At 37.3% G+C, this 14,458-nt stretch carries 13 protein-coding genes and 1 rRNA gene; all 14 read left to right on the top strand.

What is annotated here, in order from left to right; translation table 11 throughout:
* Positions 1 to 3 precede the first annotated feature (3 nt).
* Positions 4 to 1,995, top strand: coding sequence for an ATP-dependent zinc metalloprotease FtsH (gene ftsH, locus BKP45_RS08820; protein WP_071389359.1), 1,992 nt, complete (start codon positions 4 to 6; stop codon positions 1,993 to 1,995).
* Positions 1,996 to 2,474: 479 nt separating this feature from the next.
* On the top strand, positions 2,475 to 3,242 hold the full coding sequence (locus BKP45_RS08815; protein ID WP_071389358.1) for a type III pantothenate kinase: 768 nt from the start codon (positions 2,475 to 2,477) through the stop codon (positions 3,240 to 3,242).
* A gap of 78 nt (positions 3,243 to 3,320) precedes the next feature.
* Positions 3,321 to 4,199 carry an Hsp33 family molecular chaperone HslO gene (hslO, locus tag BKP45_RS08810; protein ID WP_071389357.1) on the top strand — a complete coding sequence of 293 codons (879 nt, stop codon included), beginning with the start codon at positions 3,321 to 3,323 and terminating at the stop codon, positions 4,197 to 4,199.
* A 184-nt stretch (positions 4,200 to 4,383) separates the two neighbouring features.
* The gene (gene cysK / locus BKP45_RS08805) at positions 4,384 to 5,307 is read left to right on the top strand and encodes a cysteine synthase A (protein WP_071308252.1); all 924 of its coding nucleotides are present in this window, start codon (positions 4,384 to 4,386) and stop codon (positions 5,305 to 5,307) included.
* Positions 5,308 to 5,597: 290 nt separating this feature from the next.
* Positions 5,598 to 6,944, top strand: a complete 1,347-nt coding sequence (locus tag BKP45_RS08800) for an anthranilate synthase component I family protein (RefSeq protein ID WP_084787777.1) — start codon at positions 5,598 to 5,600, stop codon at positions 6,942 to 6,944.
* A gap of 12 nt (positions 6,945 to 6,956) precedes the next feature.
* Complete coding sequence (gene pabA, locus BKP45_RS08795; RefSeq protein WP_071389356.1) at positions 6,957 to 7,535, top strand: aminodeoxychorismate/anthranilate synthase component II; 579 nt, start codon at positions 6,957 to 6,959, stop codon at positions 7,533 to 7,535.
* 1 nt (position 7,536) lies between these two features.
* On the top strand, positions 7,537 to 8,391 hold the full coding sequence (pabC, locus tag BKP45_RS08790) for an aminodeoxychorismate lyase (protein WP_071389355.1): 855 nt from the start codon (positions 7,537 to 7,539) through the stop codon (positions 8,389 to 8,391).
* A gap of 4 nt (positions 8,392 to 8,395) precedes the next feature.
* The gene (folP, locus tag BKP45_RS08785) at positions 8,396 to 9,223 is read left to right on the top strand and encodes a dihydropteroate synthase (protein WP_071389354.1); all 828 of its coding nucleotides are present in this window, start codon (positions 8,396 to 8,398) and stop codon (positions 9,221 to 9,223) included.
* A 3-nt stretch (positions 9,224 to 9,226) separates the two neighbouring features.
* Positions 9,227 to 9,592, top strand: a complete 366-nt coding sequence (folB, locus tag BKP45_RS08780) for a dihydroneopterin aldolase (RefSeq protein WP_071389353.1) — start codon at positions 9,227 to 9,229, stop codon at positions 9,590 to 9,592.
* Entirely contained in the window at positions 9,585 to 10,118 is a 534-nt protein-coding gene (gene folK, locus BKP45_RS08775) for a 2-amino-4-hydroxy-6-hydroxymethyldihydropteridine diphosphokinase (protein WP_071389352.1), read from the top strand. Before folB ends, folK begins: the two co-directional genes overlap by 8 nt.
* Positions 10,070 to 10,276, top strand: a complete 207-nt coding sequence (locus BKP45_RS08770) for a helix-turn-helix domain-containing protein (RefSeq protein ID WP_071389351.1) — start codon at positions 10,070 to 10,072, stop codon at positions 10,274 to 10,276. Before folK ends, BKP45_RS08770 begins: the two co-directional genes overlap by 49 nt.
* A 25-nt stretch (positions 10,277 to 10,301) precedes the next feature.
* Positions 10,302 to 11,303: a tRNA dihydrouridine synthase DusB gene (dusB, locus tag BKP45_RS08765; protein ID WP_071389350.1), complete on the top strand. Its 1,002-nt coding sequence runs from the start codon at positions 10,302 to 10,304 to the stop codon at positions 11,301 to 11,303.
* Positions 11,304 to 11,558: 255 nt separating this feature from the next.
* Entirely contained in the window at positions 11,559 to 13,055 is a 1,497-nt protein-coding gene (gene lysS / locus BKP45_RS08760) for a lysine--tRNA ligase (RefSeq protein WP_071389349.1), read from the top strand.
* Between the two features lie 1,006 nt (positions 13,056 to 14,061).
* A 16S ribosomal RNA gene (locus BKP45_RS08755) occupies positions 14,062 to 14,458 on the top strand; the annotation flags it as partial.

Below are 14,458 nucleotides of genomic sequence, written 5' to 3'. Positions count from 1 at the left end.
AGGATGAATCGAATTTTTCGAAATACAATCTTTTATTTATTAATCTTTTTAGTCATTGTTGGGATCGTAAGCTTTTTTAATGGACCACCAACAGAGACAGAGGAAATGACTTATGGTGATTTTCAAACAAGGTTAGAAAATCGTGAGGTTGCCAACATTACAATGCAGCCAGAACGAGATGTATACGTAATTCGTGGTCAATTGAGAACAATGGCTGAGGATGAATTCTTCATTGTAAACGTACCTATATCTGATATTGCCATTGAACAAGTTCTCGAAACTGCTAAACTGGGTGATACAAGGTTAGAAGTATTAAAGGCCGAACAAACAAGTGGTTGGGTAACGTTTTTTACATCTATCATTCCATTTGTGATTATCTTTATTTTATTCTTTTTCCTACTTAGTCAGGCACAAGGTGGCGGGAGCCGTGTTATGAATTTTGGGAAAAGTAAAGCAAAGCTTTATGACGATAAAAAGAAAGCGAAGTTCAAGGATGTAGCTGGTGCTGATGAAGAGAAGCAAGAGCTCGTTGAAGTCGTAGAATTTTTAAAGGATCCTCGCAGATTTGCAGCTATCGGAGCAAGAATTCCAAAAGGTGTTCTATTGGTTGGACCACCGGGTACGGGTAAGACGTTACTTGCTAGAGCGGTAGCTGGTGAAGCCGGAGTTCCATTTTTCTCAATAAGTGGCTCAGATTTTGTTGAGATGTTTGTAGGTGTTGGTGCATCTCGAGTTCGTGACTTATTTGAGAATGCAAAGAAGAATGCTCCTTGTATCATTTTTATTGATGAGATTGATGCAGTTGGTCGTCAACGTGGGGCTGGTTTAGGTGGAGGGCACGACGAGCGTGAGCAAACACTAAACCAATTGCTAGTTGAAATGGATGGTTTCGGAGTTAATGAAGGTATTATTATTATTGCTGCTACAAACAGAGCAGATATTTTAGATCCTGCATTACTTCGTCCGGGACGTTTTGACCGTCAAATTTTAGTTGGACGACCTGATGTTAAAGGTCGTGAAGAAGTATTGAAAGTTCATGCTCGAAATAAACCACTTGCTGAAGATGTCAATCTTAAAACGATTGCTACTCGTACACCTGGTTTTTCTGGAGCGGATTTAGAGAATCTACTTAATGAAGCAGCCTTAGTGGCAGCTCGTCGTAATAAGAAGAAAGTTGATATGAACGATATTGAAGAAGCGATTGATCGTGTTATTGCTGGTCCAGCGAAGAAGAGCAGAGTTATTTCTGAAAAAGAGAAAAACATCGTAGCTTATCACGAAGCTGGTCACACCGTTGTTGGAGTGAAACTTGAAAGTGCTGATATGGTACATAAAGTAACCATTGTCCCACGTGGTCAAGCTGGTGGTTATGCTGTAATGCTTCCGAAAGAAGATCGTTACTTTATGACTAAGCCAGAATTATTAGATAAGATCGTTGGGCTTTTAGGTGGTCGTGTTGCTGAAGAAGTTATCTTTGGTGAAGTAAGTACTGGTGCACATAATGATTTCCAACGGGCGACAGGTATAGCTCGTAAAATGGTTACAGAGTATGGAATGAGTGACAAGTTAGGTCCAATGCAATTTGGGACATCTCAGGGCGGCAATGTTTTCCTTGGTAGAGATATTAATAATGATCAAAATTATAGTGATGCGATTGCTTATGAAATTGATCAGGAAATGCAACGAATTATTAAGGAATCCTATGAGCGTTGTCGTACGATATTAACTGAAAATAGAGATAAGCTTGAGCTTATTGCAAAAACGTTAATGGACGTAGAAACTCTAGATGCCGAACAAATTAAATCATTGATGAATGATGGAAAGCTACCAGAGAAGCATCATTCAAATAATAATGGGTCAACTGAGAATGCAGAAGATGTGAAAGTAAACATTCACGCTAAAAAAGATGAAGCTCCTCCATCAAATGCTGAAGGAGAACAGGTAACAACTGACAACTCAGAAGATAAGAATGAAGAAGGCAACAAAAAAGAATAACAAAAATTAAAAAGGTGTCTACACTAAGACACCTTTTTTCTACTTTTCATTTTGCTAGGCTTTATATCGAAAGTAAAACTAAGTTAATCAAACTGATTTGAACTCAAGGGTCATAGGCCCCCACCTCTAAGCGTAGCGTAGGTGGGAACTTCCATTCAGGTGGAGTGAGACTTCATCTGAATTTCCAATGTTCTAGCGAAGCTAGAACGAGTTCTCTTTTGAAGAAAGTTCTAAGGTTTTTAAAAGATAAAGTATAAAATTTTTTAAGTTAGAAAGCTGTCTAGCGCAAACGATTACTCATTGCACATACCACTGCTTCAGGGCTTTGCTAGAAGACGCAGATGCGAAAATGCTTTTTTGTCTAGAGCTGCAGCGCTCGTGCTTTTCTTAAAAATACACATTTTTGTTATTCATTTTTCTTTTTAAACTATTATACTTATATGGTACAAATAGAAAAACCTTAAAAGTAGGTGGATAAAATGTTATTGGTTTTAGATGTAGGAAATACGAATATTGTTTTAGGGGTATATGATGGGGATACGCTTAAGTATCATTGGCGTATAGGAACTGACCGTCATAAAACAGAAGATGAGTATGGAATGATGGTAAAACAATTATTTTCATACGAAGGGTTAACGACAAGAGATATTAACGGAATCATTATTTCTTCTGTAGTTCCACCCATTATGTATGCACTAGAGCAAATGTGTAAAAAATACTTCTCGGTTACGCCTAAGGTTATTGGACCAGGAATTAAAACAGGACTAAATATAAAGTACGATAACCCTAAAGAGGTTGGAGCTGATCGAATTGTAAATGCTGTAGCAGCTATTGAACTTTATGGCAGCCCGTTAATTGTTATTGATTTTGGTACTGCAACTACATACTGTTACATTAACGAAGAAAAGCAATATATGGGTGGAGCTATTGCCCCGGGAATAGGTATTTCAACTGAAGCATTGTATACAAGAGCTTCTAAATTACCACGAATTGAAATAGTCAAACCTAAAGATATTGTTGGTAAAAATACAGTAAGTGCAATGCAAGCTGGTATTTTATATGGATATGTTGGACAGGTTGAGGGAATTGTAAATCGTATGAAACAGCAATCAAAAGGCAATCCTCAAGTAATAGCAACAGGTGGTTTGGCTTCTTTAATTGCCAATGAATCAGCGATGATTGACGTTGTCGATCCATTTCTAACACTAAAAGGACTAAAGTTAATTTATCAAAAAAATATTGAGTAAAATTTGAGGATGGACAATTCAACTCCTGCTAAGGATGAGGTTTGTTCCATCTCTTTGTACTATTATGAGGTGAATAATATGAGTGATTATTTAGTAAAAGCGATTGGTTTTGAAGGGAAAGTAAGAGCATATGCTATTAAATCGACTAATATGGTCGGAGAAGCAGTTAGACGTCATGAAACGTGGCCGACAGCATCTGCCGCTTTAGGAAGAGCAATGACTGGGGCAACAATGATGGGAGCGATGTTAAAGGGTGAAGAGAAGCTAACTGTTAAAATAGAGGGCGGTGGCCCAATCGGACCTATTATCGTTGATAGTAATGCTAAAGGTGAAACGAGAGGTTATGTAGCGAATCCTAAGGTTGATTTTGAATTAAATCAGCATGGTAAGTTAGATGTGGCCCGTGCTGTGGGGAAAGATGGCTTGCTTGCGGTTGTGAAAGACTTAGGTATGAGGGATCATTTTACTGGAAGTGTGCCACTTATTTCAGGAGAATTAGGTGAGGATTTCACTTATTATTTTGCTTCTTCAGAGCAGACGCCATCATCTGTAGGTGTAGGTGTATTAGTTAACCCTGATATGAGTATCCTTGCCGCAGGAGGGTTTATTATCCAGTTGATGCCTGGAGCTGATGATGAAACTATTGATTTTATTGAAAAAAGGCTTAGCACCTTACCGCCTGTATCTAAATTAATAGAGGCTGGTATGCCCCCTGAAGAATTACTGTTGGCTCTTTTAGGTGATGATCATGTAAAAATAATTGATAAGATGGATGTTACTTTTAAATGTAATTGTTCAAAGGAAAGAATTGCGCGTGCGTTAATTAGTCTAGGTAAAGAGGAACTTTCAGATATAATTGAAAAAGATGGCCAAGCCGAAACAGAATGTCATTTCTGTAACGAGAAATATATGTTTACAAAAGCGGAACTTCAAGAGTTAAGAGAAGATTCAAATTAAGAGATAACCTTTACTTGGGTGCACTGAAAATGAAAAAGGTACGATTCATAAACGAAGTCTACAAATGGGTAATTTTTTACAAAGAAATATATTGACAGTTTAACAATCCTCTGATAAATTAATAGTAATTAAACCAATGAATTTACTCGGTATTAAAATAATAGCGTCGAGGAGGATTTTATTTATGAAAGTAGCAAATTCAATTACAGAATTAATTGGTCAAACACCTTTAGTGAAATTAAATCGCCTTGTTTCAGAAGATCATGCAGATGTTTACTTGAAGTTAGAGTACATGAATCCAGGAAGTAGTGTAAAAGATCGTATTGCACTAGCGATGGTTGAAGCAGCAGAAAAAGATGGTAGATTAAAAGAAGGTGACACCATTATCGAACCAACTAGTGGAAACACTGGGATTGGTTTAGCAATGGTTGCAGCTGCAAAAGGTTACCGTACAATTTTAGTTATGCCTGAAACAATGAGTTTAGAGCGTCGTAACCTACTTCGTGCATATGGAGCTGAATTAGTTTTAACACCTGGCCCAGAAGGAATGGGTGGTGCTATTCGTAAAGCTACTGAATTAGCTAAAGAAAATGGTTATTTCATACCGCAACAATTTGAAAATGAAGCAAATCCAGAAGTTCACCGTTTGACGACTGGTAAAGAATTATTAGAGCAAGTTGGTGACCAATTAGATGGTTTTGTTTCAGGAATTGGTACAGGGGGAACAATCACAGGTGCTGGTGGAGTGTTAAAAGAGAAATTCCCTAATTTACACATTGCAGCAGTTGAACCTACTGATTCACCTGTCTTATCAGGTGGAAAGCCAGGTCCACATAAAATTCAAGGAATTGGAGCAGGGTTTGTTCCTGACATCCTAAATACTGAGATCTATGACGAAGTTATTCAAATTACTACGGAAGAAGCTTTCGAACACGCACGTCGTGCAGCGAAAGAAGAAGGCGTACTAGGTGGAATTTCTTCAGGAGCAGCAATAGCAGCTGCGTTAAAATTAGCGAAAAAACTTGGTAAAGGTAAAAAAGTAGTCGCAATTATTCCAAGTAACGGTGAAAGATATTTAAGTACACCATTATATCAATTTGAAGATTAATTTTTTGAAAGCAGTCCTCCTTGGGCTGCTTTTTGTATATGGTTTTATAGGCGATAAAAATAATTAACAACTCGTATTATTCAATGATATTTATCAACTTCTTTATGTCTTATATAGATTAGTGATAAAATAAAAATAGGACAAGTCAGAGAAACTAAATTATAAAAAGTATTATTTGGAGTGTGAATGTTATTTTGCGAGAAACTAACGAAAACATTCAACGTTTGCCATTAGGTAAATCGTTTAAAGCAAAAGGGTTCGATTGGTATAATAAATATAGACAACTTTCAATGAATAAAAAAAACCATATCCTTCTTGAAAGTGGTCGCGGTGGTAAATATAGTATCATCGGGTTAGACCCTTGGGCGATTTTGTCTGGTAAAAACGATGAATTAAAAATTACAATAGATAATCAAACAGAAACAAAAAAAGGCCCACTTCTTACTGCGATGAAAGAGTGGATGAATCGTTACCGAACAACCGTTATAGGTAATTTGCCAGAATTTCAAGGTGGGGCAGTCGGATTTATAAGTTATGATCTAATTAGGCAAATCGAAAGCTTACCGCAGCTTAGTGAAGATGATTTAGAAACAGAAGATTTATTTTTTTACATTTTTGACGATGTCTTTATTTTTGATCACCAAAAAGATTTATTTTGGATTATTACTCACTACAGTGAAGGTCAGAAGACTAAAGCAGAAAAAAGACTAAACGAGCTTGCAACAATGTGGTTTGAACCTTTAATTGAACCAACTTATGATTTTAGTGGCGATACAACAATAGAAGAGGACTATTGGAACACATCTCTTTCTGAAGAAGCTTTTAAGAACGCCGTAGAAAGAGTTCAAAATTATATCGCGGCGGGCGATGTGTTTCAAGTGAACCTATCTGTTCGGCAAGAGAAGAAATTAAAAACTCATCCGATGGAGATTTACGATAAGTTAAGAGAAATAAATCCCTCTCCTTATATGGCATATCTTCAAGCTCCTCATTTTCAATTAGTTAGTGGTTCACCAGAACTTTTAGTTAAAAAGCAGGGAGATGACATTAGTACTCGTCCTATTGCTGGGACAAGATCAAGAGGTAAAAATCCTTATGAGGATGAAGAGTTAGCTAAAACTCTGATTGAAAATGAGAAAGAAAAAGCGGAACACGTGATGTTGGTTGATTTAGAAAGAAATGACTTAGGCAGAGTAAGTCGTTTTGGTACAGTAGAAGTTAATGAGTTAATGGTAATAGAGAAATACTCTCATGTAATGCATATTGTTTCAAATGTAAGAGGAAAACTTGATTCGTCATATGATGTATATGATGTTGTGGAAGCGACTTTTCCAGGTGGAACAATTACAGGTGCACCTAAAGTTCGGACTATGGAAATAATAGAAGAACTTGAACCTGTTCGTCGAGGGGTTTATACTGGTTCTATCGGTTGGATAGGTTATAATGGTAATATGGAATTAAATATAGCTATTCGAACAATGGTTTCCAAAAATGGTTATGCTTATGTTCAGGCTGGAGCGGGAATTGTTATTGATTCTAACCCTAGAGCTGAATACAAAGAATCACTTAAGAAGGCAATGGCTTTATGGAAAGCCAAAGAGCTTAGTGAAGAAGAGAAAAGTCAAGTGAAGAGCTGAGGAGGAGAAAAAATGATTTTAATGATTGATAATTATGATTCTTTTACGTACAACCTAGTTCAATATTTAGGAGAAATGGGTCAAGAGCTATTAGTAAGACGAAATGATAAAATAACAATCGAGGAAATTGAACAATTAAATCCTAGTTATTTAATGATTTCTCCTGGACCATGTAGTCCTAATGAAGCAGGAATTAGCATGGAAGCAATTAAGTATTTCGCAGGGAAAATTCCTATTTTTGGAGTTTGCTTAGGTCATCAATCAATTGCGCAAGTGTTTGGTGGAGATGTTGTAAGAGCGGAACGTTTAATGCACGGGAAAACTTCTGCAATGCTCCATGATGGGAAAACAATTTTTGAAGGTATATCCTCTCCGCTTACAGCGACTAGATATCACTCATTAATTGTAAAAAGAGAAACGCTTCCTGATTGCTTTGAGATTTCTTCTGAAACAAATGAAGGAGAGATAATGGCCATTCGCCATAAAGAGTTGCCGATTGAAGGAGTGCAATTTCATCCAGAATCGATCATGACTAATGATGGCAAACGAATGTTAAGAAATTTCATCAATACCTATTCGAGGGTAAAATAAAATGTATATATATTTTAATGGAGAGTACGTTTCACAAGAAAAAGTAAGAATTTCTCCTTTTGACCATGGTTTTTTATATGGACTTGGTGTATTTGAAACATTTCGTATTTATAATGGTCATCCATTTTTATTGGATGACCATTTTCGTCGATTAGAAAGAAGTGTAAAAGAGTTAAACATTATATTTGATTTAAAGAAAGAGGATTTACGAGAGATTGTTAATCATCTTTTAACTATAAATGATCTTGAGGATGCATATGTTCGCTTTAATGTTTCTGCGGGTGAGGCGCCTGTTGGTTTGCGTACTGAAGCTTACAATTCTCCTAATATAATTGCTTTTATCAAGCCTATTTATGGTAAGTTAGTAAGAACAAAACAAGCAGTTCTGTTAAATACTCCAAGAAACACACCTGAAGGAAAAGAACGTTTGAAATCACATCATTATTTAAACAATATAGTTGGGAAACGTGAAGTTCCTAACGGTGATCAAGAAGGAATTTTCCTAACGATAGACGGTTATGTAGCGGAAGGGATTGTTTCTAATGTTTTTTGGGTTAAAAATGGACAAGTATTCACTCCCTCTGTGAATACTGGCATTTTAAATGGAATAACAAGACAGTTTATTATTCAGATACTAAAAGATAATAAGATGCCGTGTCGCGAAGGATACTACATGGCCCATGAATTGTTAGAGGCAGATGAGGTATTTGTTACTAATTCGATACAAGAAGTTGTAGCAATTAGTATGGTTGATAAACATGAATATACAAAAGATAAGAAAGTGACAACCTTATTGCAAGATCTATATCAAAAACATATATATCAACGCCTTTGGTCGATCGAAGAAAGGACGTGACCGTATGCTTAGGCAGAATATAATAAAATGTGGAACAAAGGAAATAGATGTTTCAAAAAAAACAATTATTATGGGTATTCTAAATATAACACCAGATTCTTTTTCTGATGGTGGTAAATATGCTGTGTTAGATGAGGCGGTAAGTAGGGCTGTAAAAATGGTTGAGGAAGGTGCCGATATTATCGATATTGGTGGGGAATCGACTCGACCTGGTGCCAAAGTAGTAGGTGAGGAAGAAGAACTTGAGCGTGTACTCCCGATAATTGAAGCTGTCTCAAGGGTTGTAGATGTTCCAATCTCTATTGATACCTATAAGCAATCGGTTGCTAGGCAGGCGGTTGAAGCTGGGGCAACAATGATTAATGACGTATGGGGAGCTAAACAAGAACCAGGTATAGCGCAGGTTGCTGCTAATCATAATATACCCATTGTTCTAACTCATAACCGACATAACAAAGACTACAACAATTTAATTGAAGAGGTCATCGATGACCTAAATGAAAGTATTTCTCTTTGTAAGCGGGTTGGCGTTGAAGATGCGCAAATCATCTTAGATCCGGGTATTGGTTTTGCTAAAACATACAAGCAAAACATTGAAGTGATGCAAAATTTAGATAAAATTGTAGAACTAGGATATCCAGTTTTATTAGGGACATCAAGGAAATCTTTCATTGGTATAACTTTAGATTTACCGGCTGATGAACGACTAGAGGGAACGCAATCAACTGTCTGCTACGGCATCATGAAAGGGTGTCAAATGATGCGGGTTCATGACATATTACAAATATCAAGAACAGCCAAAATGATGGACGCTCTAGTTGGAAGGGAATAAAAAATGGACAAAATATATATAAATCAAATGGAGTTTTATGGGTATCATGGTGTCCTACCGGAAGAAACAAAGCTTGGGCAGAGGTTTATTGTTGATCTTACAATAGAGTTAGACTTAAAGGAAGCGGGATTGACAGATAATTTAGTGAATACGGTCAACTATGCAGAGGTCTACCAGATAGTGAAAGAGATTCTGGAGGGCCCACCTCTCAAATTAATTGAGGCAATAGCCGGCAGAGTTGCAGATAAAGTACTTGGTCAATTTTCTGTCGTTGATCGTTGTACGGTAAAAGTAATAAAGCCTAACCCACCGATTGCAGGTCATTATCACTCAGTAGCTGTGGAAATTACTAGAGGTAAAAATGACTAACGAAAATACTGTTTATTTATCAATTGGATCAAATATGGGAGATAGATTGTCTTTTTTAAAGTATGCGGCGAAAAGTATGAAAGAGGATGTAAATATATCCATTACTCGATATTCATCAATTTATGAAACTGCTCCAATTGGTTATACCGATCAAGATAACTTTTTGAATATGGTGATTGAATTAAAGACATCTTACTCACCTTTGCAATTGTTAAGTCGCACGCAAAAAATCCAAGACAATGCTGGCAGGGAATACAATATACGTTGGGGTCCAAGGACATTAGATCTTGACATTTTGTTATATAATCAAGAAAATATTAAAATGGAACAATTAATTGTTCCTCATCCAAGGATGTTTGAACGAAGTTTTGTGATTATCCCACTTAGGGAAGTAAATCCAGTTCTTTACTTTCCGTCAATTGAGAAATCGATAGATGCAGTTTACGAAGAACTAAGAGATAAAGAAGGTGTTTACTTATGGAAGAAACCATTTGGGGAAGAAGAATTCGAGCATTCCGAAAGCTGAAAGGCTATACTCAAGAACAACTAGCGTACCAAATAGGTGTATCAGTTTCTGTTTTAGGGGAAATTGAGCGAGGGAACCGTGTTCCTTCAGAGGAATTAATAAACCAAATTTCTGTTGTTTTAAATGTTGCCAAAGAAGATTTAAACTCAATTAATTAATTTATCTAGATTGGAGGTGACATCCATGTTGAAAATCGGTGATGTTACCATGAAAAATCCTGTTGTTTTAGCACCTATGGCTGGTGTTTGTAATCCGGCATTTCGTTTAATAGCTAAAGAATTTGGTGCCGGTTTAGTTTGTGCTGAAATGGTTAGTGATAAAGCGATATTATATAAAAATGAGAAATCTCTACAAATGCTATATGTTGATGAAAGAGAAAAACCATTAAGTTTACAAATTTTTGGTGGCGATAAAAAGACATTAGTGGAAGCTGCCAAAGTAGTAGATCAGCAAACGAATGCTGATATTATTGATATTAATATGGGGTGTCCAGTACCTAAAATAACGAAATGTGATGCAGGGGCAAAGTGGCTACTTGACCCTAATAAGATTTACGAAATGGTAGCAGCCGTTGTTGATGCTGTTCAAAAGCCTGTTACCGTTAAAATGCGCATGGGATGGGATGGAGAGCATATTTATGCTGTAAATAATGCCCTTGCAGTAGAAAGGGCCGGCGGAAAAGCAGTTGCTGTACATGGTAGAACACGTGTACAAATGTATGAAGGGACTGCAGATTGGGATATTATTAGACAAGTAAAGGAAGCTGTTAATATACCGGTAATTGGAAATGGAGATGTCAAAGACCCACAAGGAGCAAAGCGTCTACTTGAAACAACCGGGGCAGATGGTGTCATGATTGGTCGGGCAGCTCTAGGTAATCCTTGGATGTTGTATAGAACTGTACAGTATTTAGAAACTGGTCAACTTTCCCCTGAACCAACTCCTCGAGAGAAAATAAACGTTTGTATGATTCACTTAGATCGTTTAATTGATCTAAAAGGTGAAAGGGTAGCCGTTCGAGAAATGAGAAAGCATATTGCTTGGTATGTTAAAGGAATGCACGGGGCGTCAAAGGTTAAGGATCAAATTAACCAATTTGAATCAAGAGAGAAAGTCAAAGAAGTTTTAGAAAGTTTTGTTGCAGAAATAGAAGCTAGACAAGGTGAAGAAACATTAGTCCGTTAATTTGACAATCTTCGCTATGTAACCTATAATACCTCTGAGATTAGTAACTGCCAGCTAGACGCTGGCAGTTTTTCTTCATAGTTTGAGTGGTTCACCATTATCTCAAAAGCAATGGAGACCCCTCAGTTTTGATACGATTTCTAATTGCGAACCTTATACTGTTCGTGATAAATGGATATAAAGAGTAATAGCAATTATACATATACACCACTTTGGTAAGGTAGAGAACTTATACAAATATAGGAGATGAGAAGAATGGCAAACGAATTAGAATTAAATGATCAGTTACGTGTGCGGAGAGAAAAACTAAAAAGCTTATTTGATGAAGGAATTGATCCTTTTGGGAAAAAGTTTGAGAGAACTTTTACAGCTAACCAATTAGAACTAGAGTTCGGATCGCTTTCTAAAGAAGATCTAGAAGCCAAAGATAGGGAAGTAACTATTGCTGGGCGAATTATGACAAAAAGAGGAAAAGGGAAAGCGGGATTTGCGCACTTGCAAGATTTAACTGGACAAGTTCAAATCTATGTTCGTAAAGATACTGTAGGTGACCAGCAATATGATATCTTTGATAGTATTGATATTGGAGATATTGTTGGGGTTACAGGTGTAGCTTTTAAGACGAAAGTAGGAGAGCTTTCTGTAAAAGTAAAGGATTTTCAGTTACTTACAAAATCTCTACGACCTTTACCGGATAAATTCCACGGTTTAAAAGATGTTGAGCAGAGGTACCGTCAGAGATATGTAGACTTAATTATGAATCCGGAAGTAAGGAATACATTTGTAACAAGAAGTAAAATTCTTAAATCGATGAGGAATTATTTAGATAATCAAGGTTATTTAGAAGTTGAGACGCCGATGATGCACTCAATCGCTGGTGGTGCGTCAGCTAAACCTTTTATTACTCACCATAATGCTCTTGATATGCAGCTTTATATGCGTATTGCAATAGAGTTACATTTGAAACGGTTAATAGTTGGTGGCCTAGAGAAGGTCTATGAAATAGGTCGCGTGTTTAGAAATGAGGGTGTCTCAACACGACATAATCCGGAATTTACAATGATTGAATTATATGAAGCGTATGCAGATTACAAGGATATCATGGCACTAACAGAAAACTTAATCGCACATATAGCAAAAGAAGTGTTAGGAACAACAACAGTTCAATATGGAGAATATGAAGTAGATTTGAAGCCAGAATGGAAAAGACTTCATATGGTTGATGCAATTAAAGAATACACTGGTGTAGATTTCTGGCGTGAAATGTCTGATGAAGAGGCGAGGGAAATTGCTAGGCAGCATAATGTTCCTATTAAAGAAACGATGTCATATGGCCATGTGGTGAATGAGTTCTTCGAGCATTTTGTTGAAGAAAAATTAATTCAACCGACGTTTATCTATGGTCATCCAGTAGCGATTTCACCTTTAGCTAAGAAAAATCCAGAGGATGAAAGATTTACTGATCGATTTGAATTGTTTATCGTTGCTAGGGAGCATGCGAATGCTTTTACTGAATTAAATGACCCGATTGATCAACGTGAGCGTTTTGAAGCACAGTTAGTAGAACGTGCTCAAGGTGATGATGAAGCTCATATGATGGATGATGATTTTGTCGAAGCATTAGAATATGGAATGCCTCCAACAGGTGGTTTAGGTATCGGTATTGATCGATTAGTTATGTTGTTAACTAATTCGCCGTCAATTAGAGACGTACTTTTATTCCCACAAATGAGACATAGAGAAATAGACTAGTTGGTGTTAAAAGAGCAGATCGATTTTCGGTCTGCTCTTTTTTGCAGTATCAGAATTTATAACTTTCTAACTTGGAAACTGTCTAGCTCCAGGTGCCATCGGCTCGATCACTTCAGTCAGGTTTCTGACTTCAATTACCTCTTGAAATCTTTCGTTGATTAGCTACATGCAGCTTTGCTCCTGCGGTTACTCGTCGCACAAAACACTGCTTCGAGGAAGCTTACTACGAAGCGTTACTAGAAGACGCAGAAAGCACGCAAGAAGCCAAAGAGCGACTTCTGTCAAAGGTCGCCCCAGTGAAGCTACTACTTGAATTACTACGAAGCTGCTTTGCGACGCAAACGGAGTGGCACAGGAGCAGCTGCTCGTGACCAAGGCGCTTGCGCTTTTCTTGTAAGAAAAGTATAAAGTTTTGAATTTAGAAAGCTGTCTATCTACAGCCCCTATCCCAAAAGCATTCCTCGCTTGAATACGGTAGTGCTGGAGTGAAAGACAATCTTCATTCGGTGCATCCTTTTCTTGCTTGACTCAGTCGAGCTACCGCTTTATTTACTTCATGAAATACAACCTAGAGTAGCTCCGTGCAATTTTGCTCTTAATTACTCATCGCAAATAACGCTGGTTGGAGGAAGTCTACTTAAGAGATGTTAGTAGACGCAGAAGTACCTTTTCCATATGTATAGAGCTGTGGCGCTTACGATTTTATTATTATAAAAATAGTGTGATGAAAAAATAATGAGTTCATCAATAATGTTTTTTTAAAAAGTTGTTGATAATATAGGTTAATGATGTTATATTATTACTTGTCGCTTTAAACGAAAGTTACAAAAAAATGTTTTTGAATAATTGTTGACAGTGAGTTGTTGATATGATATATTAATTAAGTCGCTGTCGGGTGACGTCGAAATTAGAAGAATGTTCTTTGAAAACTGAACACACAGCCAAGCGAATTAAAAGAGATAGTAAATATCTCGTCAATGTTTTATTTTGAGCTTTATCAAACACTTTTATGGAGAGTTTGATCCTGGCTCAGGACGAACGCTGGCGGCGTGCCTAATACATGCAAGTCGAGCGAATGGATGGGAGCTTGCTCCCTGAAATTAGCGGCGGACGGGTGAGTAACACGTGGGCAACCTGCCCTGTAGACTGGGATAACTTCGGGAAACCGAAGCTAATACCGGATAATCTTTGGAGCCTCATGGTTCTAAAGTGAAAGTTGGGTTTACCTAACACTACAGGATGGGCCCGCGTCGCATTAGCTAGTTGGTAAGGTAACGGCTTACCAAGGCGACGATGCGTAGCCGACCTGAGAGGGTGATCGGCCACACTGGGACTGAGACACGGCCCAGACTCCTACGGGAGGCAGCAGTAGGGAATCTTCCGCAATGGACGAAAGTCTGACG

Source organism: Anaerobacillus alkalidiazotrophicus (assembly GCF_001866055.1).
This window is presented reverse-complemented; position numbering and strand designations above follow the sequence as displayed.

Excerpts from the sequence above, each read along its gene's own strand:
- folP (WP_071389354.1), top strand. The coding sequence starts at position 8,396 with ATGCTTAGGCAGAATATAATAAAATGTGGAACAAAGGAAATAGATGTT.
- ftsH (WP_071389359.1), top strand. The coding sequence starts at position 4 with ATGAATCGAATTTTTCGAAATACAATCTTTTATTTATTAATCTTTTTA.
- pabA (WP_071389356.1), top strand. The coding sequence starts at position 6,957 with ATGATTTTAATGATTGATAATTATGATTCTTTTACGTACAACCTAGTT.
- folB (WP_071389353.1), top strand. The coding sequence starts at position 9,227 with ATGGACAAAATATATATAAATCAAATGGAGTTTTATGGGTATCATGGT.
- hslO (WP_071389357.1), top strand. The coding sequence starts at position 3,321 with ATGAGTGATTATTTAGTAAAAGCGATTGGTTTTGAAGGGAAAGTAAGA.
- BKP45_RS08800 (WP_084787777.1), top strand. The coding sequence starts at position 5,598 with ATGAATAAAAAAAACCATATCCTTCTTGAAAGTGGTCGCGGTGGTAAA.
- dusB (WP_071389350.1), top strand. The coding sequence starts at position 10,302 with ATGTTGAAAATCGGTGATGTTACCATGAAAAATCCTGTTGTTTTAGCA.
- cysK (WP_071308252.1), top strand. The coding sequence starts at position 4,384 with ATGAAAGTAGCAAATTCAATTACAGAATTAATTGGTCAAACACCTTTA.
- lysS (WP_071389349.1), top strand. The coding sequence starts at position 11,559 with ATGGCAAACGAATTAGAATTAAATGATCAGTTACGTGTGCGGAGAGAA.
- folK (WP_071389352.1), top strand. The coding sequence starts at position 9,585 with ATGACTAACGAAAATACTGTTTATTTATCAATTGGATCAAATATGGGA.
- BKP45_RS08770 (WP_071389351.1), top strand. The coding sequence starts at position 10,070 with ATGGAAGAAACCATTTGGGGAAGAAGAATTCGAGCATTCCGAAAGCTG.
- pabC (WP_071389355.1), top strand. The coding sequence starts at position 7,537 with ATGTATATATATTTTAATGGAGAGTACGTTTCACAAGAAAAAGTAAGA.
- BKP45_RS08815 (WP_071389358.1), top strand. The coding sequence starts at position 2,475 with ATGTTATTGGTTTTAGATGTAGGAAATACGAATATTGTTTTAGGGGTA.